This is a genomic window from Pseudomonas oryzihabitans (assembly GCF_006384975.1).
GTDB lineage: Bacteria > Pseudomonadota > Gammaproteobacteria > Pseudomonadales > Pseudomonadaceae > Chryseomonas > Chryseomonas psychrotolerans_B.
In genome coordinates this window covers 4,845,895-4,869,251 of record NZ_CP021645.1, presented here as the reverse complement: position 1 = coordinate 4,869,251, position 23,357 = coordinate 4,845,895, and the positions used below count along the sequence as shown (strand labels likewise).

Sequence of the window (23,357 nt, the reverse complement as noted above, 5' to 3'; positions counted from 1 at the left end):
AAGGTAGCGAGCGGATCTCAGGTGATACACACCCGAGAGCCGCTCTGCATTTGCCTGGTCGCGCTTAACCGGCCCGTCGCAGCAACAGTACCCCGGCCACCGCGCAGAGCAGTGCCGGTGCCAGCACGGCCACTAGCGGCGAGAAGCCGAATACCAGGCTGGAGGGACCCAGCAGATCCTGGAAGATCCGCAGGGCGAAGCCGATGATCACCCCGGTGAAGATCCGCTGCCCCAGGGTCACCGAACGTAGCGGGCCGAAGATGAAGGAGATCGCCATCAGCACCAGGGCAGCGGTCACCAGCGGCTGGAAGAGCTTTGACCAGAAGGCCAGCCAGTAGCTCTTGTTGTTCAAGCCCTGGTCGGCCAGGTAGTGGATGTACCACCACAGCCCGGAGATCGACAACGCATCCGGCTCCATGATCACGGTATCGAGCACCTGAGGGGTGAGCTCGACGTTCCAGATCACCTTGGGCTCCTGGCGGACGCTGGTCTGCCGATCACCGAAGTCGGTGATGCTGACGTTTTCCAGCTCCCAGTGATCGCCACGATAGACGCCGCGCTGGGCGAAGCTCGCTTGCAGCAGGTGACGCCTGTCATCGAATTCGTAGCGCGTCACGCCCAGCAGCAGGCCATTGGGCTGCACGGCGTTGACGTGGGTGTACTCGTGCCCCTGGCGATGCCAGAGGCCATGGCGCGAACTCTGCGCCTTGCCGGCGCTCTGGGCCAGGGCACGCCCGCTCTGGGCGAGGTTCTCCGTCCAGGGCGCGACGTACTCACCGATGAGGATGCCGGCGATGAGCAACACGAACATGGGCTTCATCACCGCCCAGACGATCCGCCCGAGGGAGACGCCCGCGGCGCGCATCACGATCAATTCGCTGCTGCTGGCCAGGGTACCCAGGCCGACCAGGCAGCCGATGAGTGCCGCCATGGGCAGCATCTCGTAGGCATGCCGCGGCGTGGTGAGCAGCACGAACTTGAGCGCCTCGGCGACGCCGTAGTTGTCGTCGAAGTCGCCAAGCTGATCGATGAAGGCGAACAGCAGCGCCAGACCGACGATCACCCCGAGCACCGCGAGGATGCTGACAAAGACGGTGCGGCCTATGTAGCCGTCGAGCTTGTTCATGCCGCCACCCCCGGCTTGTTACCACGCAGACGCGCCTTGAGCGGTTCCCAGAAGGCCAGCAGCAGGCCGAGCGCCAGGAACAGCAGATGCACGCCCCACAGCCCGATGGCCGGCGGCAGGCGGCCCTTGTCCAGCGCACCGCGAGCGGCGATCAGCAGCGATAGATAGGCCATGTACAGCAGGATCGCCGGCAGCAGCTTGAGGAAGCGGCCCTGGCGCGGATTGACCTTGGCCAGGGGCACAGCGATGAGGGTGACGATGAATACCAGGATCGGCAACGACAGCCGCCATTGCAGCTCACCGCGATATTGCAGGTCGTTGCTGCGCAGGAGTTCGCCGGTGGTGACGGCATCTCGCTCGCTGATGTCCTCGCTCACCTCAGGCTTGGGCAGCAGCACCCCGTAGGTTTCGTACTGCACGGCCCGGTAGTCGGCCTGCCCAGGCACGCCGTCGTAGCGGAAGCCGTTCTGCAGGATCAGGTAGCGACTGCCATCAGGATGGATTTCCTGACGACCGGTATCGGCCACCAGGACACCCACGCCCCGGTCCTTGCCGCCGGCGGTCGAGGTATTGCGCTCAGAAATGAACACGCCGCCCAGTTGGCTGCGATCTGCCGAGAGCCGCTCGGTGTAGGTGACCCGGGAGTTGTCTCTCAAGGACTGGAAACGCCCCGGCTCGAGGGTATCGAATTCGGTCATGGCATCCTGCTGGTTGAGGATGCTGGTGACCTTCTGCACGCCCAGCGGCGCCAGCGACAGGCTGAGCCAGGCGACCACCAGGGCGACCACCGCGGCCGGGGCCATGCTGTAGGCCAGCAAGCGGCCAGGACTCATGCCGGTGGCGGTGAGCACGGTCATCTCGCTGTCCAGGTACAGCCGGCCATAGGCCAGCAGGAAGCCGAGGAACAGGCCTAGCGGCAGGATCAGTTGGAGGAAGCCGGGAATACGATAGGCCATGATCAGCAGCAGCACGCCGGGGTCCAGCAGGCCTTGCGCCGCCTGGGCCAGGTACTTGATGAAACGGCCGCTCATGATGATCACCAACAGCACGGCACTGACCGCACCGAGGGTGGTGAGAACTTCTCGAGACAGATAGCGGAAGACGATCAAACAGGATTCTCCAGGGTTGTCAGGCTCTGGCGCGAACGCTCACACTAGCTCGGCTGCATGGCTTGCGTCACAGGGCCCACCCGTTGAAGGCCGATCGCCGGGAAAGGTCCTGGCGAAAGCCCCGCATTATATCCTGCGAACTCATATGTTTGTCTTGGGGAGCTTCTCCTAATGGAATTCGTCGTCAAAAACGCTCGTCCGGAAACCCTGAAAACCGCCACCCTGGTCGTGGCCGTCGGTGAAGGCGGTACGCTCGACGCAGCGGCCGGCGCCGTGGACGCTGCCACCTCCGGCGCCCTGAGCGCGGCGGTCAAGCGCGGCGATATCGCCGGCAAGGCGGGTCAGACCCTGCTGCTCACCAATCTTCCGGGCATCAAGGCCGAGCGCGTGCTGCTGGTGGGTAGCGGCGCAGCCGAAGGCCTCACCGACCGCCAGTACCGCAAGCTGGCCAGCGGCGCCCTGGGCGTGCTCAAGAGCCTGGGCGGCAGCGATGCCGCCATCGCTCTGGGCGATGTACCGGTCAAGAACCGTGACGGCTATGCCCGCCTGCGCCTCTTGGCCGAGACCCTGGCCGATGGCGACTACGTCTTCGACCGCTTCAAGAGCAAGAAGGCCGATCCGCGGCCGCTGAAGAAGCTGACCCTGGTCACCACCAAGGCCTCCCAGCCGGACGCCGAGCGCGCCCTGGCCCATGCCCTGGCGATCACCCATGGCACCGCCTACGCCAAGGACTTCGGCAACCTGCCGCCGAACATCTGCAACCCGGTCTACGTCGCCGACCAGGCCAAGGCCCTGGGCAAGCAGTTCAAGGACGCGGGTCTCTCCGTCGAGGTACTCGACGAGAAGAAACTGCGCGAACTGGGCATGGGCTCCTTCCTCGCCGTGGCTCAGGGCAGCGCCCAGCCGCCGCGCCTGGTGGTGCTGCAGTACAAGGGCGGCGCCAAGAACGCCCAGCCCTACACCCTGGTTGGCAAGGGCATCACCTTCGACACCGGCGGCATCAGCATCAAGCCCAGCGCCGGCATGGACGAGATGAAGTACGACATGTGCGGTGCCGCCAGCGTCCTGGGCACCTTCCGCGCCCTGGTCGAGCTCAAGCCGGCGATCAACGTGGTGGGTCTCTTGGCCCTGGCCGAGAACATGCCCAGCGGTACCGCCACCCGTCCGGGTGACATCGTCACCAGCATGAGCGGCCAGACCATCGAGATCCTCAACACCGACGCCGAAGGCCGTCTGGTGCTGTGCGATACCCTCACCTACGCCGAACGCTTCCAGCCCAAGGCAGTTATCGACATCGCTACCCTGACCGGTGCCTGCATCACCGCCCTGGGTTCGCTGGTCTCCGGCCTGATGGGCAACGACGACGCCTTGATCGACCAGGTCAAGCAGGCCGGCGACCGCGCCGACGACCGCGTCTGGCAACTGCCGCTGCACGACGAGTACCAGGAACAACTGGACAGCCCCTTCGCCGACATGGCAAACATCGGCGGCCCCAAGGCAGGCACCATCACCGCCGGCTGCTTCCTGTCCCGCTATGCCAAGGCCTATCCCTGGGCCCACCTGGACGTGGCCGGTACCGCCTGGATCAGCGGTGGCAAGGACAAGGCCGCCACCGGTCGCCCGGTACCCCTGCTGGTGCAGTACCTGCTCGACCGCACCGCCGAGGCCTAAGCGCCTGCTCAAGGCCGCGATGCCTTGGCATCGCGGCCTTGCTGTTTCCCTCTCTTGCTCCGTGAACCCCATGACCCGTGTCGATTTCTATGTCCTGCCCTCCACCGATCCCGCGGCACGGCTGGCGTTCGCCTGTCGGCTGGTGGACAAGGCCTGGAAGCAGGGCATGCCGGTCTATGTGCACTGCGCCGATGCCGAGCAGCGCCAACTCCTGGACGAGCAGCTGTGGGCTTTCCGCCCCGACAGCTTCATTCCCCACGATCTGGCGGAAGCCACCACCGACAGCCCGGTCGTGCTGGGGTTGACCACGCCCGCCGACCAGCGCGGCGAGCTGCTGATCAACCTCACCCTCGCCCCGCCGCCCTGCCATGCGGGTTTCGCCCGGGTCGCCGAAGTGGTCGTCGAGGCCCCGGAAGTACGCCAGGCAATGCGCGAGAGTTTTCGTTTCTACCGCAAGCTTGGCTATGCTCTACAGGATCATCAGTTGTCACGTGTGTGATGCCCATGACCAGCGCCAAGCCTCCCGCCCACGTCCTGCAAGACCTCGAAGCCATTCGGCAGGTACTCGACAAGAGCCGTAATGCTGTCCAGCCGAGCAGCAGCGATGGCATTCCCATCCTCTCCGACGTCATCGCCCCCAGCGCCGAACGCCTCAAGGCCATCCCGCCGCTGCTCGACCAGATCGTGCCGGACGCCATCGAAGACGTGATCCCCCAGCAACCGCGGGACGACCTGGCCCGCGTCCGCCTGCGCCAGGAAGCACCGGCCATCCTCCAGGAATTGCTGGATGAAGAGCTGCCGCGCCTGGAGGCGGAACTACAGCGCCGCCTGCAACAGCGCCTGGACGAACTGCTGCAGCGTCCCTGACCCGGGACGCCAAGGCGCCCTGCCGTCGGCGGGCTGGAGTCGTTATACTCGAAGGCTTTCCTCTTCCAGCGACAAAAGCCCCCTCCATGGACAAGACCTACCAGCCGCACGCCATCGAAACCTCCTGGTACCAAACCTGGGAACGCCAGGGCTACTTCGCGCCCCAGGGGTCGGGCGAGCCCTACACCATCATGATCCCGCCGCCGAACGTGACCGGCAGCCTGCACATGGGCCATGGCTTCAACAACGCCATCATGGACGCCCTGATCCGCTTCCGCCGCATGCAGGGCCGCAACACCCTCTGGCAGCCGGGCACCGACCATGCCGGCATCGCCACCCAGATGCTGGTGGAGCGCCGCATCGGCGCCGAGGGCCTGTCGCGCCACGACCTGGGCCGGGAGAAATTCCTGGAAAAGGTATGGGAATGGAAGAACGAATCCGGTGGCAACATCAGCCGGCAGATCCGCCGCCTGGGTTCCTCGGTGGACTGGTCGCGCGAGCGCTTCACCATGGACGACGGTCTCTCCGAGGCGGTCAAGGAAGCCTTCGTGCGCCTGCACGAGCACGGTCTGATCTACCGCGGCAAGCGCCTGGTCAACTGGGACACCAAGCTGCACACCGCCATTTCCGACCTGGAAGTGGAAAGCCATGACGAGAAGGGCCACCTCTGGCACCTTCGCTATCCGCTGGCAGACGGCGCCCGTACCGCCGAGGGCGTCGATCACCTGGTGGTCGCCACCACCCGTCCCGAGACCCTGCTGGGCGACGCCGCCGTGGCGGTGCACCCGGAAGACCCGCGCTACAAGGACCTGATCGGCCAGTATGTCGAGCTGCCGCTGGTGGGCCGCCGCATCCCCATCGTCGCCGACGACTACTGCGACCCCGAATTCGGCACCGGCTGCGTCAAGATCACCCCGGCTCACGACTTCAACGACTATGAAGTCGGCAAGCGACACAACCTGCCGCTGATCAACGTCTTCGACGCCGATGCGGCCATCCTGCCCGGGGCCCAGGTGTTCAACCTGGACGGCAGCGTCAATGGCATGTTCGATGCCACCCTCCCCGCCGCCTATGCCGGCCTGGATCGCTTCGAGGCGCGCAAGCGCATCGTCGCCGACCTGGACGCCGCCGGGCGCCTGGAGAAGATCGAGGATCACGCCCTCAAGGTGCCCAAGGGCGACCGTTCCGGCACCGTGATCGAGCCCTGGCTGACCGACCAGTGGTACGTCTCCACCAAGCCCCTGGCCGATAAAGCCATCGCCGTGGTGGAAAGCGGTGAGATCCAGTTCGTACCCAAGCAGTACGAGAACATGTACTTCAGCTGGATGCGCGACATCCAGGACTGGTGCATCAGCCGCCAGCTCTGGTGGGGTCACCGTATTCCTGCCTGGTACGACCAGGCCGGCAATGTCTACGTCGGTCGCGACGAGGCCGAGGTGCGCGCCAAGCACAACCTGGGTGACATCGTCCTGCGCCAGGACGACGACGTGCTGGACACCTGGTTCAGCTCCGGTCTGTGGACCTTCTCCACCCTCGGCTGGCCCGAGCAGACCGAGGCGCTCAAGACCTTCCATCCCACCGACGTGCTGGTCACCGGCTTCGACATCATCTTCTTCTGGGTCGCCCGGATGATCATGCTGTCCACCCACCTGACCGGGCAGATCCCCTTCAAGACCGTCTATGTCCACGGCCTGGTGCGGGATGGCCAGGGCCAGAAGATGTCCAAGTCCAAGGGCAACGTGCTCGACCCGCTGGACATCGTCGATGGCATCGACCTGGACACCCTGCTGCAGAAGCGCACCAGTGGCCTGATGCAGCCCAAGTTGGCGGAAAAGATCGCCAAGCAGACCCGCGCCGAATTCCCGGACGGCATCGCCAGCTACGGCACCGACGCCCTGAGATTCACCTTCTGCTCCCTGGCCACCACCGGCCGCGACATCAAATTCGACATGGGGCGCGTCGAGGGCTATCGCAACTTCTGCAACAAGCTGTGGAACGCGGCGAACTTCGTCATGGAGAACGTCGAGGGCCAGGACACCGGCGTCAACGACGAACCCGTGGAGCTGTCCTCGGTGGATCGCTGGATCATCTCCCAGCTGCAGCGCACCGAGGCCGAGGTGACCCGTCAGCTCGACGCCTTCCGCTTCGACCTGGCCACCCAGGCACTCTACGAATTCGTCTGGGACGAGTACTGTGCCTGGTACCTGGAGCTGGTCAAGCCGGTGCTGTGGGACGAGAACGCCTCCCTCGAACGCCAGCGCGGCACCCGCCGCACCCTGGCGCGGGTGCTGGAAGTGGTGCTGCGCCTGGCGCACCCCTTCATGCCCTTCATCACCGAGGAAATCTGGCAGCGCCTCAAGGCGCCGGCCGGCGTCCAGGGCGAGACCCTGATGCTGCAACCCTGGCCGGTGGCCAACGAGGCGCGTATCGACGCCGCTGCTGAAGGCGACATCGAGTGGGTCAAGGCGCTGATGCTGGGCGTGCGGCAGATCCGTGGCGAGATGAAGATCTCCATGGCCAAGCGCATCGACATCATCGTCGCCAACGCTAGTGCCGAGGACCAGCGCCGCCTGGCCGACTTCGAGCCGCTGCTGAACAAGCTGGCCAAGCTGGAATCGGTCCGTGTGCTGGCCGCCGGTGAAGAAGCGCCGATGTCCGCCACCACCCTGGTCGGCGAGATGGAAGTGCTGGTGCCCATGGCCGGCCTGATCGACAAGGACGCGGAACTGGCGCGCCTGGACAAGGAGATCGGCCGCCTGGAGGGCGAGGTCAAGCGCGTCGGCGGCAAGCTGGGCAACGAAGGCTTCGTCGCCAAGGCCCCGGCCGAGGTGCTGGAGAAGGAGCGCGCCAAACTGGCCGAAGCCGAACAGGCCCTGGCCAAGCTGGTGGACCAGCAGCAGCGCATCGCGACGCTGTAAGGCGAACGCCGCAGTCGGAGACGACTGCGGCGTTTTCGTTCGTGGGGTTGCAATATCTGCTGCTAGAGCCGCCATGGGAGCGAGCTGGAAGGCGATCCTGATCCGTGACAGACTGAACCGAACCCCTCTTTCGAGGACAGGACATTGGAACGCGACGTCATTCTGACCAAACTGCGCCTCAGCAAACCCTATCTTGCCGAGCGCTACGGGCTGGTCTCGCTGGCGCTGTTCGGTTCGGTCTCCCGCGGGACGGCAAGCGCTGATAGCGACATCGACATCCTGGTCGACTTCGACGGACCCGCTACTTCGGAGCGGTACTTCGGCGTGCAATTCCACCTCGAAGACCAGCTCGGCCATCCCGTTGATCTGGTGACCGAAAAAGCCTTGCGTAGCGAGTTACGCCCCCTGGTGGAGAGAGACGCCATTCATGTCTGACGAACGCCTCTGGACGTTTTATATAGAGGACATGATCGACTTTGCCGGGAAAGCCATCGCCTATTGCCAGGGCTTGGATAAAGCTGCCTTCGCTACCAATACCCTGGTCTATGATGCAACGCTGCGCAATCTCGAGCTCATCGGCGAAGCGGCGACACGTATTCCAGCGCTAGTGCGTGAGGGCTACCCAGACATTCCCTGGCGCCAGGTCATAGCGACGCGCAATCGGCTGATCCATGGCTACCTGGGTATCGATGACGACATCCTCTGGAGCATCATCCAGGACGATCTGCCAAAGCTTCTGGAGCAGCTCGACGCCCTGAGAGCAGCCCTTTGAAAGACCCGGACCTAACGGCGACTGACCTTCGAGATCCATGACATGGACGTGAGCAAGACCAAGACCAGCTTCTACCGCCGCCTCTATGTGGCCTGGCTGGTGGCCAGCGGCACCGCCACCAGCGTGCCGGCCCTGATGGCCGCTACCGGCATGCCGCGGCGTACCGCCCAGGACACCCTGCTGGCGCTGGCGGATCTGGATATCGACTGCCAGTTCGTGCAGGGCGAAGGTGCCCGCAACAATGCCGGTGGCTACGAGATCCGTGACTGGGGTGCGGTGGACCCACGCTGGGTCGAGCGCGAGCTGCCGCGGATCAAGACGGTGCTCGGCTATCCCTGAATGCTAGAGATCCAGCACCTGCACCACGTCATAGGCGGGCGTTTCGTAGGGATGCGCCTCCTTTAACGCCGCGACGGCCTGGCGGGCGATCTGTTCGTCGGCCAGCACCAGCTCCACCCGCCACTCAACGACCTGTTCAAGGCTGCCCTGCTCGCCCAGGTGCGGCTGGCTGCCAGGCAGCGGGCGGAACTGACCGAGGCCCTGGACCTGCCAGCAGCAGCTGTCGTAAAGACCGATGCGGCCGCCGCCTGCGGCGAAGATCGCCTGCTTGACAGCTTCGAGGTGGGAGTCGGGGACGTAGAAGCAGAGTTTGAGCATGGTGGGGTTCTCTGGCTGGGCGGCCCTCACCCCAGCCCTCTCCCGGAGGGAGAGGCGGTTAAGAGCGCTGCGGCGGATGCCGGGTGGCCCGCCACGAGCCAACTCTCTCCACCTACAGGCAAGGAGAGTTGGCTAGACGCCGAACCCTTAGTCCACCCACACCCGCGCATTGCGGAACAGGCGCATCCAGCCGCCGTCCTCGCCCTGCCAGTCGGCCGGGATCCAGGAGTTCTGCACGGCGCGGAAGCAGCGCTCGGGGTGCGGCATCATCAGCAGCACGCGACCGTCCTGGCTGGATAGACCAGTGATGCCCAGCGGCGAGCCGTTGGGGTTGGCCGGGTAGGTCTCGGTGACCTTGCTGTGGCCGTCGACGTAGCGCAGCGCCACGGTGCCGGACACGTCAGCCGCGACCAGCGCTTCCTGGTTCGGGTACTCGGCGAAACCTTCGCCGTGGGCGATGGCGATGGGCAGTCGCGACCCGGCCATGCCGGCGAGGAACAGCGAGGGCGAATCCTGAACCTGAACCATGGCCACCCGCGCCTCGAACTGCTCGGAGCGGTTGCGCACGAAGCGCGGCCAGAATTCGCTGCCGGGCACCAGTTCGCGCAGGTTGGCGACCATCTGGCAGCCGTTGCACACGCCCAGGGTGAAGGTGTCGGTGCGCTCGAAGAACTGCTGGAAGCCGTCACGGGCACGGGCGTTGAACAGGATGGACTTGGCCCAGCCACCGCCGGCGCCGAGGACGTCGCCATAGGAGAAGCCGCCACAGGCCACCACGCCCTTGAAGTCCGCCAGGTCGATACGCCCGGAGAGGATGTCGCTCATGTGCACGTCGATGGCCGAGAAGCCGGCGCGATCGAAGGCCGCGCCCATCTCCACCTGACCATTGACGCCCTGCTCACGGAGGATGGCCACCTGCGGCCGCACGCCCTTCTTGATGTAAGGGGCGCTGATGTTCTCGTTGGGATCGTAGGACAGCTTGGCCGACAGGCCCGGATGATCCTCTTCCAGCAGGGCGTCGAATTCCTGCTGGGCGCACTCGGCGTTGTCGCGCAGGCGCTGGATCTGGAAGCTGGTCTCGCTCCACAGGCGCTGCAGCATCCGGCGCTCGGCGCGATAGAGGTGCTCGTCGTTGAAGTGGATGTTGATCTCGTAGCCGTTGACCGGCTCGCCGATCACCGCCACGCAGTCTTCCAGACCAGCAGCGCTGAACTGGGCCAGCACCTCGTGGGTGAAGTCCTGGGGCACCTGGATGACGGCGCCCAGCTCCTCGGCGAACAGCGCGCGGGTCAACTCGTCACGGTCGGCGGCCAAGGCGTCCAGGCGCAGGGCCAGGCCGCAGTGACCGGCGAAGGCCATTTCCACCAGGGTGGTGATGAGGCCGCCGTCGGAACGGTCGTGATAGGCCAGCAGCAGACCGTCCTGGTTGAGGCCCTGGATCACGGCAAAGAAAGCCTTGAGATCTTCGGCCTGGTCAACGTCGGGGGCCGCCTGGCCAAGCTTGCCGTGGGTCTGGGCGAGGATGGAGCCGCCCAGGCGATTCTGGCCGCGACCCAGGTCGATGAGGATCAGGTCGGTCTGACCCTTGTCCAGGCGCAGCTGGGGGGTCAGGGTGCGGCGGATGTCCTGCACCGGGGCGAAGCCGGTGATCACCAGCGACAGCGGCGCGGTGACGCTCTTGTCTTCGCCCCCGTCCTGCCAGCGGGTCTTCATGGACATGGAGTCCTTGCCGACCGGGATGGTGATGCCGAGCTGCGGGCACAGCTCCATGCCGACCGCCTTGACGGTCTCATAGAGACGCGCGTCTTCGCCCGGGTGGCCGGCGGCGGCCATCCAGTTGGCGGAGAGCTTGATGTCACCGAGCTTCTCGATGCGCGCAGCGGCCAGGTTGGTGACCGTCTCGCCGATGGCCATGCGGCCCGAGGCAGGGGCGTCGAGCAGGGCCAGCGGGGTACGCTCGCCCATGGCCATGGCTTCGCCGGTATAGACGTCGAAGCTGGTGGCGGTGACGGCGCAGTCGGCCACCGGCACCTGCCAGGGGCCGACCATCTGGTCGCGGGCCACCAGGCCGGTGATGGTGCGGTCGCCGATGGTGATCAGGAAGCTCTTGCTGGCCACGGCCGGGTGACGCAGGACGCGCTCTACCGACTCGCTCAGGTCCAGGCCGGCGCCGTCGAAGGCGTCGCCCAGTTCGGCTTCACGGGTCACGCTGCGGTGCATGCGCGGCGGCTTGCCCAGCAGCACTTCCAGCGGCATGTCCACGGCATTGTTGCCGAAGTGGCTGTCGGCCACGGTCAGCTGGCGCTCCTCGGTGGCCTCGCCGACCACGGCGAAGGGGCAGCGCTCGCGCTCGCAGATGGCCTTGAAGGTCTCGAAATTCTCAGCATCCACGGAGAGCACGTAGCGCTCCTGGGACTCGTTGCACCAGATTTCCAGCGGGCTCATGCCCGGCTCGTCGTTGGGCACGTTGCGCAGTTCGAAACGGCCGCCGCGCCCGGCGTCGTTGACCAGCTCGGGGAAGGCGTTGGACAGGCCGCCCGCACCGACGTCGTGGATGAAGGTGATGGGGTTGTTTTCACCCAGCTGCCAGCAGCGGTCGATGACCTCCTGGCAGCGGCGCTCCATTTCCGGGTTCTCGCGCTGCACCGAGGCGAAATCCAGATCGGCGGAGCTGGCGCCGGTGGACATGGACGAGGCCGCGCCACCGCCCAGGCCGATCAGCATGGCCGGGCCGCCCAGCACGATGAGCTTGCCGCCCACCGAGATGTCGCCCTTCTGCACGTGGTCGGCGCGGATGTTGCCCAGGCCGCCGGCGAGCATGATCGGCTTGTGGTAGCCACGCACCTCGGGACCGCGGGGGGTCTCGACCTGCTGCTCGAAGGTGCGGAAGTAGCCGGCCAGGGCGGGACGGCCGAATTCGTTGTTGAAGGCGGCGCCGCCCAGCGGGCCCTCGATCATGATGTCCAGCGGGGTGACGATGCGCTCGGGCTTGCCGTAAGGCTTCTCCCAAGGCTGTTCGAAACCAGGGATGTTCAGGTTGGAGACGGTGAAGCCGGTCAGGCCGGCCTTGGGCTTGGAGCCACGACCGGTGGCGCCTTCGTCGCGGATCTCGCCGCCGGAGCCGGTGGAGGCGCCGGGGAAGGGAGCGATGGCGGTCGGGTGGTTGTGGGTCTCCACCTTCATCAGGATGTGCACGGGCTGGCTGTGCGCGCCGTATTCGCGGGACTCGGCGTCGGGATAGAAGCGTCCGGCGGTGAAGCCTTCCATGACCGCGGCGTTGTCCTTGTAGGCGGACAGCACGCCGGTACGGTTCATCTCGTAGGTGTTCTTGATCATGCCGAACAGGGACTTCTCCTGGCTCTCGCCGTCGATGTCCCAGCTGGCGTTGAAGATCTTGTGCCGGCAGTGCTCGGAGTTGGCCTGGGCGAACATCATGAGTTCGACGTCATGGGGATTGCGCCCCAGGGCGGTGAAACTCTTCACCAGGTAGTCGATCTCGTCCTCGGCCAGGGCCAGGCCTAGCTCCAGGTTGGCGCGCTCCAGGGCGATGCGACCGCCGCCAAGCACGTCTACCGCGGTGAGCGGCTTGGGCGTGGCATGGCTGAAGATGTCGGCGGCGGCGTCCAGGGTCGGCAGCACGCGCTGGGTCATGCGGTCATGCAGGGCCGCGGCTAGCTGTTCGTGGGCAGCGGCGTCCAGCTCGCCGGCGACGTAGTAGGCCACGCCGCGCTCCAGGCGCTCGATCTGCGCGAGGCCACAGTTGTGGGCGATGTCGGTGGCCTTGCTCGACCAGGGCGAGATGGTGCCCAAGCGGGGCACGATCAGGAACAGCGCGCCTTTAGGTTCTTGCTGGGGGACGCTGGGGCCGTATTGCAGCAGTCGGCCGAGGATGCCCTCTTCCTCCGCGCTCAGGGTGCCGGCGACTTCGGCGAAATGGACGAACTCGGCATAGAGCCCGGAGACACCGGGAACCAGGCGAGTCAGCTGGTCGAGAAGTTTGCCGTGACGGAACGAAGAAAGAGCGGGAGCGCCGCGCAGGATCAGCATCGGGGACAGCCTCGGGGCCAAGTCACTTTGGGGCCGTGCATTCTAGCCTAAAGGCGCGCTCGGGACACCTTCCGGCGACGAGGGTTCATACAGACTTACCAGCAACCCTGTATGTATAAAATGGGCGCTTTGCCACTTCTCGCGTATACTGCCCGCCGATACGGCCTGCCACGCCCTTTGGACGTGGCTGCCCATTGGGCTCAGGATAGGGCCTTTGGCCGTACCGGTGGCGCGACGCGCCCCGGCAATAACGAGTGCCCGGAGGGCCAACGATGAGGCGCGTCAGCAAGGCGCCAGTGCCGTTTTGATGCCGTATGGCCGAGCTAGCCCATTTGAATAGAGCCTTCAAGCGATTCGCCTGGCTTATCCTGCCCTTCCTCATCTTGCTCATGAGCTGTGGAGGTGCAGACGCGCCTGCGCAGCCCAAGCCGACCGCCCTGGAAAAGGTACAGCAGGCCGGCGTGCTGCGCGTGGTGACGCGCAACAGCCCGGCGACCTACTTCCAGGACCGTAACGGCGAGACCGGCTTCGAGTACGAACTGGTCAAGGGTTTCGCCGAATCGCTCAAGGTGCGCCTGGAAATCAGCACCGCCGACAACCTCGACGACCTCTATAACCGCCTCGGCAATCCCGACGGCCCGGTCATCGCCGCCGCCGGTCTCACGCCCAATCCCACCCGGCAGAATCTGAAGTTCTCCCGCAGCTATCTGGACGTGGTACCCCAGGTCATCTATCGCAACGGCAACGTCCGCCCCAGCTCACCCAAGGATCTGGTCGGCAAACGCATCCTGGTGCTCAAGGGCAGCAGCCAGGCCGAACAACTCCGCGCTCTGCAGGCCCAGGTGCCTGGTCTCGCCTTCGATGAGTCCGACCAGGTGGAGGTCAGCGACCTGCTGCGCATGGTCGACGAAGGCCAGATCGACCTGACCCTGGTGGATTCCAACGAGCTGGCCATGAACCAGGTGTACTTCCCCAACGTGCGGGTGGCCTTCGACCTGGGCGACACCCAGGGCCAGGCCTGGGCCCTGCAGCCGGGTGAGGACAACAGCCTGCTCGACGCGGTCAACGCCTATCTGGACAAGGTGCGCCGCGACGGCACCCTGCAGCAGCTCAAGGAGCGCTATTACGGCCACGTCGACGTCCTCGGCTACGTCGGCGCCTACACCTTCGCCCAACACCTGCAGGAACGCCTGCCCAAGTACGAGAAGCACTTTCGTAAGGTGGCACAGAAGCACCAACTGGACTGGCGCCTGCTCGCCGCCATGGGCTACCAGGAATCGCTGTGGACGGCGGACGCCACGTCCAAGACCGGGGTACGCGGCCTGATGATGCTGACCAACAACACCGCCCAGGCCATGGGTGTAGCCAATCGCCTCGACCCCGAGCAGAGCATCACCGGGGGCGCCAAGTACTTCGACCAGATCCGCGACGAATTGCCGGACAGCATCCATGAGCCGGATCGCACCTGGTTCGCCCTGGCTACCTACAACATCGGCATCGCCCATATCCTCGACGCCCGTCGCCTGGCCGAATCCCAGGGCCTGGACCCGGATCGCTGGCTGGACGTGAAGAAGATGCTGCCGCGCCTGGCGCAGAAGCAGTGGTACAGCAAGACCCGCTACGGCTACGCCCGCGGCGGCGAGACGGTGGAATTCGTGCAGAACGTGCGCCGTTACTACGACATCCTCACCTGGACCACCCAGCCGCAGATGGAAGGCCAGCAACTGGCCAAGAGCGGCCTGCACGTCCCGGCGATCGCCGACGACCGGCCGGCACGGGAAACACCGCAGGATATGTAGAGAGAGGCGTGCCGTCGTTAGTCCGATGCGCCAGTACCGCCTCCTCTCCCTCGGGGAGAGGGCTGGGGTGAGGGCCGCCTCGCTCGAACCCTCGTACAGTGGAAAACCGCGCCAGCGTTTTCCACTGGCACCCGGCGTTCACCCGCGTGGACAAGGCTGCGCCGTTGTCCACCCTTGTATCTCGACTACAGCCTCCTCAGGAGGTCATAGTCCCCGACTGATCATCGGGGGAGGATGGCAAGCCGTGTCCACCCTTAGGCCTTTGAGCTTGCAACGTAGATAGGCTGCCTCCGCCACACTCATCCCCAAGTTCGAACGGTATCTAGAGCCTCTAGAGCTCGTATTGCACAAGGTTGGACGGGATGACGTGATCGTGACTCATCTGAAGGAGGAGACATCATGGCCGTAGTGGTGGGCGTTGATATCGCCAAGCGCAGCTTCGATCTGGCGGTCCTGCAGTCCAACGGCAAGTACCGGACCAAGGGCAAGCTGAGCAACGACCCGTCAGGCTTCGCGGTCTTTGCAGACTGGCTGCAACAGCATGCCGAGCCAGGCGCTTGGATCGTGATGGAGGCCACGGGCATCTACCACGAAGCGCTCGCCGAGCACTTCCATGCTCTGGGCTACCGAATCGCAGTGCTCAATCCAGCACAGATCGCCCGCTATGCGCAAAGCCAGTTGCAACGCAGCAAGACGGACAAACTCGACGCCAAGCTGATCGCCACCTATGGCCAGCGGCATGAGGATAGTCTGCGAGACTGGCACCCGGAATCTGTGTCCATCCGCACGCTTCGCGCGCTGACCCGGCGCCTGGAGGACCTCCAATCGCTACGACAGATGGAGTTCAATCGGCTCGAGGTCAGCCCGGAAAAAGTCCAGGACTCCATCCGGGCAGTCTTGCAGCGGCTCGATGAGCAGATCGCCTGGACGCTTGAACAGATCAAACGCCATATCGACGACGATCCAGACTTACGTGGTAAGCGCGACCTGCTGGTGAGTATCGACGGCATCGCCGACAAGACCGCCGCTTTGATCCTGGCGGAGCTCGGCGATATCGACCGCTTCGCCAATGCCCGCGCCGTTACCGCCTTTGCTGGCTTGAACCCACGCCTACAGGAATCCGGTCTCGCGCGCGGCCATGCCTGCCTCTCGCGCATGGGATCAGTCCGCTTACGAAGTGCGCTATACCTACCCGCTGTCGTGGCGCTGACCTACAACCCGGCTATCAAGGCGCAAGCCGAGCGTCTGAAAGCCAGGGGCAAAAGAGGTAAACAAACCGTCTGCGCCGCCATGCGTAAGCTGCTGACCATCGCCTATGGCGTGCTCAAATCGGGCAAGCCTTTCGACCCTGCTTTAGCGATTGCACACTGAGGAACAAAGACGGTATCTACGCGCGTCAGGACGTAGGTTGGGTTGAGACGGCTTCATCGCCGAAGCCCAACATGGAAGGCTCGATCGGGGCACCGTTGGGCTTCGCTGCGCTCAACCCAACCTACGAAAGCGCTAGCCCTTCGGCTTCTGGATCAACTTATCCACCGCCCGCGCGGCGGCTACCATGCCGAAGGTGGCGGTAACCATCATCACCGCGCCGAAGCCGCCGGCGCAGTCCAGGCGCACGCCTTCGCCGACGAAACTCTTCTGCTGGCAGACGCTGCCGTCCGGCTTGGGATAGCGCAGCTGTTCGGTGGAGAAGACGCAGGGCACGCTGTAATGCCGGCTGGGATTACGCGAAAAGCCGTAGTCGCGGCGCAACAGGGAGCGTACCCGCGAGGCCAGGGGGTCGTTGTAGGTGCGATTGAGGTCCACCACCTGGATCTGGGTGGGATCGATCTGGCCGCCGGCGCCACCGGTGGTGACAATGGCGATCTTGCGTCTCTTGCACCAGGCGATCAGCGCCGCCTTGGAAGCCACGCTGTCGATGCAGTCCAGCACCAGGTCGAGGTCTTCGGTGATGTAGTCGGCCATGGTTTCGCGGGTGACGAAATCCGCCACCGCCTTGACCGCGCAGGCCGGGTTGATGGCCTGGATGCGTTCGGCCATCACCGTGACCTTGGGCCGGCCCACCTGGCCGTCCAGGGCATGCACCTGACGATTGGTGTTGCTGACGCAGATGTCGTCCAGATCGAACAGGCTGATGCGGCCGACCCCGCTGCGGGCCAGGGCCTCGGCGGCCCAGGAGCCCACCCCGCCGATGCCGACGACGGCGACGTGACTGGCGGCCAAGCGCTCCACCGCCTCCTGCCCATAAAGCCGGGCGATCCCGCCGAAGCGTTGTTCATCGAACGTCATGAAGGCTTTCCACAAAAGCCACAGTATAGGTTTTCCTTTACCATACCGCTCCCCCTGAACCTAGCCGCCTCCCCGGGACCTACCATGACCACCGCCCTCACCCCCACCCTGGAACTCGCCTGCGACCTGATCGGCCGGGCCTCGGTCACGCCGCTGGACGAAGGCTGCCAGGCCCTGATGATGCAGCGCCTGGAACGCCTGGGCTTCGCCCTCGAGCCGCTGCGCATCGAGGAGGTGGACAACTTCTGGGCGCGCCGTGGCGGCGAGGGTCCGGTGCTGTGCTTCGCCGGCCACACCGACGTGGTGCCCACCGGTCCGCTGGAAGCCTGGCAGCAGGCGCCCTTCAATGCCCACGTGGATGCCGACGGCATGCTGCGCGGCCGTGGCGCTGCCGACATGAAGGGCAGCCTGGCGAGCATGATCATCGCCGTGGAGCGCTTCGTCGCCGACCATCCCGACCATCGCGGCGCTATCGCCTTCCTTATTACCAGCGACGAAGAAGGTCCGGCGCTGCATGGCACCCGCGCCGTGGTGGAGCGCCTGCGCGAACGCGGCGAGCGGCTGGACTGGTGCATCGTCGGCGAACCTTCCAGCACCCGGCTGCTGGGCGACGTGGTCAAGAACGGGCGTCGCGGCTCGCTCAACGGTCGCCTGACCGTGCGCGGCAAGCAGGGCCATGTGGCCTATCCGCACCTGGCGCGCAACCCCATTCACCTGGCCGCCCAGGCGCTGGCCGATCTGGCCGCCGAGCAGTGGGACGAGGGCAACGCCTTCTTCCCGCCCACCAGCTTCCAGATCTCCAACCTCAATTCCGGTACCGGCGCCGGCAACGTGGTGCCGGGCGAGTTGCAGGCGCTGTTCAATTTCCGCTTCTCCACCGAATCCACCGTAGAAGGCCTGCAGGCCCGCGTCGAAGCCATCCTTGATCGCCACGGCCTGGACTGGCACATCGACTGGTCGCTGTCCGGCCTGCCCTTTCTCACCGAGCCGGGCGACCTGCTCGATGCCGTCTCGGCCAGCGTGGAGGCGGTCACCGGCTATCGACCCGAGGCGTCCACCAGCGGCGGCACCTCAGATGGTCGCTTCATCGCCACCCTGGGTGCCCAGGTGGTGGAACTGGGTCCGATCAATGCCACCATCCACCAGGTGGACGAGCACGTGCTGGCCAGCGACCTGGATCTCTTGACCGAGGTCTACTACGGCACCCTGGTACGGTTGCTGGCATGAAATTGATCTGTCCGCTTTGCCAGGCCCCCTTGGCCGATCTCGACGGCGGCGTCGGCTGTCCCGCCGGTCATAGGTTCGACCGTGCCCGCCAGGGCTATCTGAATCTCTTGCCGGTGCAGCACAAGAAGAGCCTGGACCCGGGCGACAACGCCGCCATGGTCGAGGCCCGCCGGCGCTTCCTTGATGCCGGTCACTATGCGCCGCTGGCCGAACGCCTGGCGCAGTTGGCCGCCGAACGAGCGCCCCAGCGCTGGATCGACGTCGGCTGCGGCGAAGGCTTCTACACCGAGCGCCTGGCCCAGGCCCTGCCCACGGCCGATGGCTACGCCCTGGACATCTCCCGCGAGGCGGTGCGCCGCGCCTGCCGGCGCACCCCGGCACTGACCTGGCTGGTGGCGAGCATGGCGCGCATTCCGCTGCCGGACGCCAGTTGCCAGCTGCTGGCCAGCGTCTTCAGCCCCATCGACTGGACCGAAGCCCAGCGCGTGCTGGCCCCCGGTGGCGGCATCCTGCGTCTGGGTCCGGCCACCGCCCACCTGCTGGAGTTGCGTCAGCGCCTCTACGACGAGGTGCGCGACTACGCCGAAGACAAGCACCTGCAGGATCTGCCGCCGGGACTGGAACTGGCCCACAGCGAAGGGCTCGAATTCGTGCTGCCGCTGGCCGAGCGCCAGACCCGCGAAGACCTGCTGGCCATGACACCCCACGGCTGGCGGGTCAACGCCGAGCGCCGCGAGCGGGTGTTGGCCGACCCCTTCGAGGTGCGGGTGGCAGTACGTTACGATTGGATCGTCAAATCCGGAGCCTAAGCCCCATGCGCCAGCCCGATATCGAAATCTACTTCAAGGACGTCGACCAGGAGGCCGTCTCGACCTGGCTCGAGCAGGTGTTCGGCATGCCCTGCGCCTGGCAGGCCCGCGGGCAGACCTTCAAGTGCACCCTGCGCTATGGCGGCGAAACCATTCCGGTCACCTGGCTGCCGAAGGCGGTGGGCAAGTGGCACAGCCTGCTGCTGGAAAGCGATGTATCGCCCTGGGTGGACGACCTGGCCTGCGCCCGCGACGCTCAGGCAGCCCTGCAGGTGCAGGTGCGCTGCGCCCCGAGTGGCTGGAGCGAGGAAGAGGACGAAGAAGCCGCTGATCGCTGGCTGAAGGTCACGGACGCGGGAGTCGAGGAAATCGTCTGGCGGACCGAATGACCCGAGGTACGCGAGGAGCCCTTGGCTCCTCGCGGGAGCGGCTCACAGCCGGGCGACGTCTTCGGCTTGCAGGCCCTTCTGGCCCTCGATCACCGAAAACTCCACCTGCTGGCCTTCGACCAGGGAGCGGTGGCCTTCACCGCGGATGGCGCGGTAGTGAACGAACACATCGGCACCGCCCTCGCGTTGAATGAATCCATATCCCTTGGCGTCATTGAACCACTTGACGGTACCGGTTTCGCGTTGCTCACCCATCACATCTCTCCGAAGCTTTCTGGATTTCCTATCCCCGGCCGCCGAAGTGCGGCAACCGGGTTGCCTTGTCGTATCGGTACAGATCGCGCCCCGGAAGCGCCACCCTGGGAGAGCGCGCTCCAACGGTCGGCAAGGACCTGCCGATTTCTTATGAAGCATCGCTTTACCGGCAAAAGCAACGTTTTTTACGCAAGGTGCCATCATCGCCAAAGCCGCACGAATGACGGGTTTTCCGTGATTGAAGCGGCTTTTTGTCGACAACGGTGACAAGGAGCCGCCGGGTAGGTCGAAAGCTCCAGGGTGCGGGTGGTTTTACGCCCGCCAGGCCATCCGGCACACTGCCGCCTCGTCCATCCGGTAGCCCTTCATGACTCGTTCGCCGCTGCGCCTTCTGGCCTTCTCGCTGCTCAAGCGCCTGCTCTATCTCTGGGTTCGCTCCGAGACCACCCAGGCGGCCAGCCTGCTGAGTCGCATCGATCCCACCAAGCCGGTGCTCTATGTGCTGCCCGAAGCCTCGCTGAGCGACCTGGCGGTGCTCGACCGGGAATGTCGCAAGGCCGGCCTTCCCCGCCCGCTACGGCCGTTGGTGCTGGGCGCCAGGACCGAATCGCTCGCCTACTTCAACGCCGTGGGCAAACCGGACTGGCGCGGACGCCCGGCGCGCCGCTCGGTCCCACCCACCTTGCGGCGGGTGGTGCTGGCGCTCACCGAACACCAGGTGGAGGATGTCCAGTTGGTACCGGTCAGCGTCTTCTGGGGCCAGTCACCGGATCGCGAGACCAGTCCCTGGAAGCTGCTCTGGGCGGACAACTGGGTGGTGACCGGGCGGCTGCGCAAGGCGGCGCGCATCCTGGTACTGGGCCGACTCACCCGGGTGCAATTCTCCAAACCGCTGTCGCTGGGCGCCCTGGCCACTCAACGTCCGGACCCGCAACGCCTGGAGCGCCTGGTGATGCGCCAGTTGCGCATCCACTTCCGCAACGTGCGCCAGGCGGTGATCGGCCCGGACCTGTCGCACCGGCGCACCCTGCTGCGCGGCCTCCTGCGGGCGCCCCAGGTCAAGGCGACCATCGCCCGCGAGATCGCCCAGCGCAAAGCCACCCCCGGACGCATCGAAGACGAGGCCGCGCACTATGCGCGGGAGATCGCCTCGGATTTCTCCTATCCCGTGGTGCGCTGCCTGGATGTCGGCTTGCGCTGGTTCTGGAACAGCATCTATGACGGCGTCACGGTCAGCCACATCGAGCGCATCCAGGAGATGGCGCCGGGGCATACCGTGGTCTATGTGCCCTGCCATCGCAGTCATATCGACTACCTGCTGCTGTCCTATCTGCTGTTCCAGAACGGCCTGACCCCACCGCACATCGCCGCCGGCATCAACCTCGATATGCCGGTGGTGGGCAACATTCTCAGACGCGGCGGCGCCTTCTTCATGAGACGCAGCTTCAAGGGCAATGCCCTCTATGCCGCCGTGTTCAACGAATACCTGCACAGCCTGTTCAGCCGCGGCTTCTCCACCGAATACTTCGTCGAGGGCGGGCGCTCGCGAACCGGGCGCACCCTGCAACCGCGCACCGGCATGCTGGCCATGACCCTGCGCAGTTTCCTACGTGATTCCCGCCGGCCCATCGTCTTCGTGCCGGTCTACATCGGCTACGAGAAGGTCTTCGAGGGGCGCACCTACCTGGGCGAGTTGCGTGGCGCCGCCAAGAAGAAGGAATCCCTCTTCGACCTGGTCAAGGTGTTCGGCGCCCTGCGCCAGCGCTTCGGCCGGGTCTGGGTCAACTTCGGCGAACCCATTCCACTGCAGGGTTTCCTCGACGCCCATCGGCCGGGCTGGCGCGACGAACCCCTCGACGAAGACTTCAAGCCGAGCTGGTTCACCCCGGTCACCCACGAACTGGGCGAGCGGGTGGTCCGGCGGATCAATGCCGCCGCCGCGGTCACCCCGGTCAACCTGGTAGCTCTGGCGTTGCTGTCGACCAATCGCCAGGCGCTCGACGAAGGCGCCCTGGTGCGCGCCATCGACCTCTACCTGGATCTCCTGCGGCGGGTGCCCTATTCCACCAGCGTCACCCTGCCCGAAGGCGATGGCCAGAGCATCATCGAGGAGGTGCGCGAACTGGGCTTTCTCGCCGAGCAGCAAGACGCCCTGGGGCGCATCCTCTATCTGGACGAGCAGAACGCGGTCTTGATGACCTATTACCGCAACAACGTCCTGCACCTCTTCGCCATCCCGGCGCTGATCGCCAGCTTCTTCCAGAACACCGGGCGGATGACCCGCGAATTGATCCATAGATTCGCCCTGGCGCTCTATCCCTATCTACAGGCCGAGCTGTTCATCCACTGGGAGCGTGAAGAGCTGCCCCTGGTGCTGGACGGCTGGCTGGAAGCCATGGTGGAACGCGGCCTGCTGCGCCTGGAGGATGACGTCTTCGTGCGGGCTGCGCCCAGCTCGCGGCAGTTCGTCCGCCTCACCCTGCTGGCGCGGGCCATCCTGCAGACCCTACAGCGCTACTACATGACCACCGCGCTGATCCTCAACCACGGCCAGAACAGCCTGACCGCCGCCCAGCTGGAAGAGCTTTGCACCGTGATGGCCCAGCGGCTGTCGGTACTGCATGGCCTCAATGCCCCGGAATTCTTCGACAAGTCGCTGTTCCGTCACTTCATCCAGACACTGCTGGCCGAAGGGGTACTGCGCAAGGCCGACGACGGCACCCTGGGGCACCACGAACTGCTCGGCGAACTGGCCGAAGGTGCGGGCAAGCGGGTGCTGCCCGCGGAGATTCGCCTGTCGATCCGCCAGGTGGCCCTGGACCGACCCGACGCGCCAGATTCGCCAGAGCCCGAATTGTCGCCCACAGGTAGCAACTAAGCAGGCGCCCATGGGTCACAGCAGTCGATTTCAACCTAGGATCCACCCATGAAAAGAATCGCCACCCTGCTCGCCACCTCGCTGCTGCTCAGCGCCTGTAGCGGGCTGCGCCCTGGCCCCACGCCGCCGCCCCCGGCCGGTCAACCGCTGCCGCCGACCGAGCGACCGCAGACCACCCCTGGCACGCCGGCCCAGCCGAGCATGACCAGCCTCAGCGGCCAGGCCACCTTCACCGCCAGCGAGCCGGTACCGCCCACCGCCAAGCTGACCGTCAGCCTATACAGTGCCAGTGCCGGTGACACCCCGAGCGGTCGCCTGGCCCAGCGCACCCTGTTCGTCAAGCAGCAGGGCCAGGTGCCCTTCCGCCTCGACTACGCCCCCTCGCGGGTCAAGAGCGGTGAGCGCTACCTGCTCAGCGGTCGTATCCTGCTGGGCGGTCGCCCCTTGTTCCTGACCCAGGATCCGATCGCGGTGGACCTGGGCAGTGGTGGCGAGGTGGAGTTGCCGCTGCAGCCGGTGCGCTGAAGCCGACTCAGCGAGCGTG

General features: G+C 65.6%; 20 protein-coding genes. 14 read left to right on the top strand and 6 right to left on the bottom strand.

All coding sequences use genetic code 11. The annotated features are described in order from the left end of the window. Window positions 1-64: 64 nt before the first annotated feature. A complete protein-coding gene (gene lptG / locus CCZ28_RS21985) occupies window positions 65-1,126 on the bottom strand; it encodes an LPS export ABC transporter permease LptG (RefSeq protein ID WP_140220872.1) in 1,062 nt (353 codons plus the stop codon). Next, entirely contained in the window at window positions 1,123-2,235 is a 1,113-nt protein-coding gene (gene lptF, locus CCZ28_RS21980) for an LPS export ABC transporter permease LptF (protein ID WP_140220871.1), read from the bottom strand. Before lptF ends, lptG begins: the two co-directional genes overlap by 4 nt. A 171-nt stretch (window positions 2,236-2,406) precedes the next feature. On the opposite strand from lptF, the gene CCZ28_RS21975 reads away from it, so the two are divergent. From CCZ28_RS21975 to CCZ28_RS21945, 7 genes are all read left to right on the top strand, one after another. Next, entirely contained in the window at window positions 2,407-3,906 is a 1,500-nt protein-coding gene (locus CCZ28_RS21975; protein WP_140220870.1) for a leucyl aminopeptidase, read from the top strand. A 70-nt stretch (window positions 3,907-3,976) separates the two neighbouring features. Further along, window positions 3,977-4,405, top strand: a complete 429-nt coding sequence (locus CCZ28_RS21970) for a DNA polymerase III subunit chi (RefSeq protein WP_140220869.1) — start codon at window positions 3,977-3,979, stop codon at window positions 4,403-4,405. A 5-nt stretch (window positions 4,406-4,410) separates the two neighbouring features. Beyond that, entirely contained in the window at window positions 4,411-4,773 is a 363-nt protein-coding gene (locus CCZ28_RS21965; RefSeq protein ID WP_140220868.1) for a hypothetical protein, read from the top strand. Between the two features lie 86 nt (window positions 4,774-4,859). After that, a complete protein-coding gene (locus tag CCZ28_RS21960; protein WP_140220867.1) occupies window positions 4,860-7,691 on the top strand; it encodes a valine--tRNA ligase in 2,832 nt (943 codons plus the stop codon). A gap of 144 nt (window positions 7,692-7,835) precedes the next feature. Continuing rightward, window positions 7,836-8,126: a nucleotidyltransferase family protein gene (locus tag CCZ28_RS21955; protein ID WP_140220866.1), complete on the top strand. Its 291-nt coding sequence runs from the start codon at window positions 7,836-7,838 to the stop codon at window positions 8,124-8,126. Beyond that, on the top strand, window positions 8,119-8,463 hold the full coding sequence (locus tag CCZ28_RS21950; protein WP_140220865.1) for a HepT-like ribonuclease domain-containing protein: 345 nt from the start codon (window positions 8,119-8,121) through the stop codon (window positions 8,461-8,463). Before CCZ28_RS21955 ends, CCZ28_RS21950 begins: the two co-directional genes overlap by 8 nt. 42 nt (window positions 8,464-8,505) lie before the next feature. After that, window positions 8,506-8,802: a winged helix-turn-helix domain-containing protein gene (locus CCZ28_RS21945; RefSeq protein ID WP_074529450.1), complete on the top strand. Its 297-nt coding sequence runs from the start codon at window positions 8,506-8,508 to the stop codon at window positions 8,800-8,802. Between the two features lie 3 nt (window positions 8,803-8,805). On the opposite strand, the gene CCZ28_RS21940 is transcribed toward CCZ28_RS21945, so the two are convergent. Together CCZ28_RS21940 and purL are read right to left on the bottom strand one after the other, a co-directional pair. Then, window positions 8,806-9,120 carry an NGG1p interacting factor NIF3 gene (locus CCZ28_RS21940; RefSeq protein WP_140220864.1) on the bottom strand — a complete coding sequence of 105 codons (315 nt, stop codon included), beginning with the start codon at window positions 9,118-9,120 and terminating at the stop codon, window positions 8,806-8,808. Window positions 9,121-9,267: 147 nt separating this feature from the next. Continuing rightward, window positions 9,268-13,167 carry a phosphoribosylformylglycinamidine synthase gene (gene purL, locus CCZ28_RS21935; protein WP_140220863.1) on the bottom strand — a complete coding sequence of 1,300 codons (3,900 nt, stop codon included), beginning with the start codon at window positions 13,165-13,167 and terminating at the stop codon, window positions 9,268-9,270. A gap of 314 nt (window positions 13,168-13,481) precedes the next feature. Here purL and mltF point away from each other — a divergent pair, with 314 nt between their 5' ends. Together mltF and CCZ28_RS21925 are read left to right on the top strand one after the other, a co-directional pair. Then, window positions 13,482-14,966 (top strand): membrane-bound lytic murein transglycosylase MltF, encoded by a 1,485-nt coding sequence (gene mltF / locus CCZ28_RS21930; protein ID WP_140220862.1) that lies wholly within the window; start codon window positions 13,482-13,484, stop codon window positions 14,964-14,966. 399 nt (window positions 14,967-15,365) lie between these two features. After that, entirely contained in the window at window positions 15,366-16,337 is a 972-nt protein-coding gene (locus CCZ28_RS21925; RefSeq protein ID WP_140219811.1) for an IS110 family transposase, read from the top strand. 132 nt (window positions 16,338-16,469) lie between these two features. Here CCZ28_RS21925 and tcdA read toward each other — a convergent pair whose 3' ends face one another. Beyond that, entirely contained in the window at window positions 16,470-17,255 is a 786-nt protein-coding gene (tcdA, locus tag CCZ28_RS21920) for a tRNA cyclic N6-threonylcarbamoyladenosine(37) synthase TcdA (RefSeq protein WP_140220861.1), read from the bottom strand. 84 nt (window positions 17,256-17,339) lie between these two features. Between tcdA and dapE the strand changes: the two genes are divergently transcribed. From dapE to CCZ28_RS21905, 3 genes are read left to right on the top strand one after another with little or no spacing between them, the layout of a single operon-like run. Continuing rightward, complete coding sequence (gene dapE, locus CCZ28_RS21915; RefSeq protein ID WP_140220860.1) at window positions 17,340-18,482, top strand: succinyl-diaminopimelate desuccinylase; 1,143 nt, start codon at window positions 17,340-17,342, stop codon at window positions 18,480-18,482. Beyond that, window positions 18,479-19,291: a putative RNA methyltransferase gene (locus tag CCZ28_RS21910; RefSeq protein WP_140220859.1), complete on the top strand. Its 813-nt coding sequence runs from the start codon at window positions 18,479-18,481 to the stop codon at window positions 19,289-19,291. The genes dapE and CCZ28_RS21910 overlap by 4 nt, the downstream gene beginning before the upstream one ends. Before the next feature lie 5 nt (window positions 19,292-19,296). Further along, window positions 19,297-19,680, top strand: coding sequence for a hypothetical protein (locus CCZ28_RS21905; RefSeq protein WP_140220858.1), 384 nt, complete (start codon window positions 19,297-19,299; stop codon window positions 19,678-19,680). A 42-nt stretch (window positions 19,681-19,722) separates the two neighbouring features. On the opposite strand, the gene CCZ28_RS21900 is transcribed toward CCZ28_RS21905, so the two are convergent. Further along, a complete protein-coding gene (locus CCZ28_RS21900) occupies window positions 19,723-19,935 on the bottom strand; it encodes a cold-shock protein (RefSeq protein WP_017641736.1) in 213 nt (70 codons plus the stop codon). A 367-nt stretch (window positions 19,936-20,302) separates the two neighbouring features. Between CCZ28_RS21900 and plsB the strand changes: the two genes are divergently transcribed. Continuing rightward, window positions 20,303-22,813 carry a glycerol-3-phosphate 1-O-acyltransferase PlsB gene (gene plsB / locus CCZ28_RS21895; protein WP_140220857.1) on the top strand — a complete coding sequence of 837 codons (2,511 nt, stop codon included), beginning with the start codon at window positions 20,303-20,305 and terminating at the stop codon, window positions 22,811-22,813. Between the two features lie 48 nt (window positions 22,814-22,861). Then, window positions 22,862-23,338 carry a YbaY family lipoprotein gene (locus CCZ28_RS21890; protein ID WP_140220856.1) on the top strand — a complete coding sequence of 159 codons (477 nt, stop codon included), beginning with the start codon at window positions 22,862-22,864 and terminating at the stop codon, window positions 23,336-23,338. Window positions 23,339-23,357 lie beyond the last annotated feature (19 nt).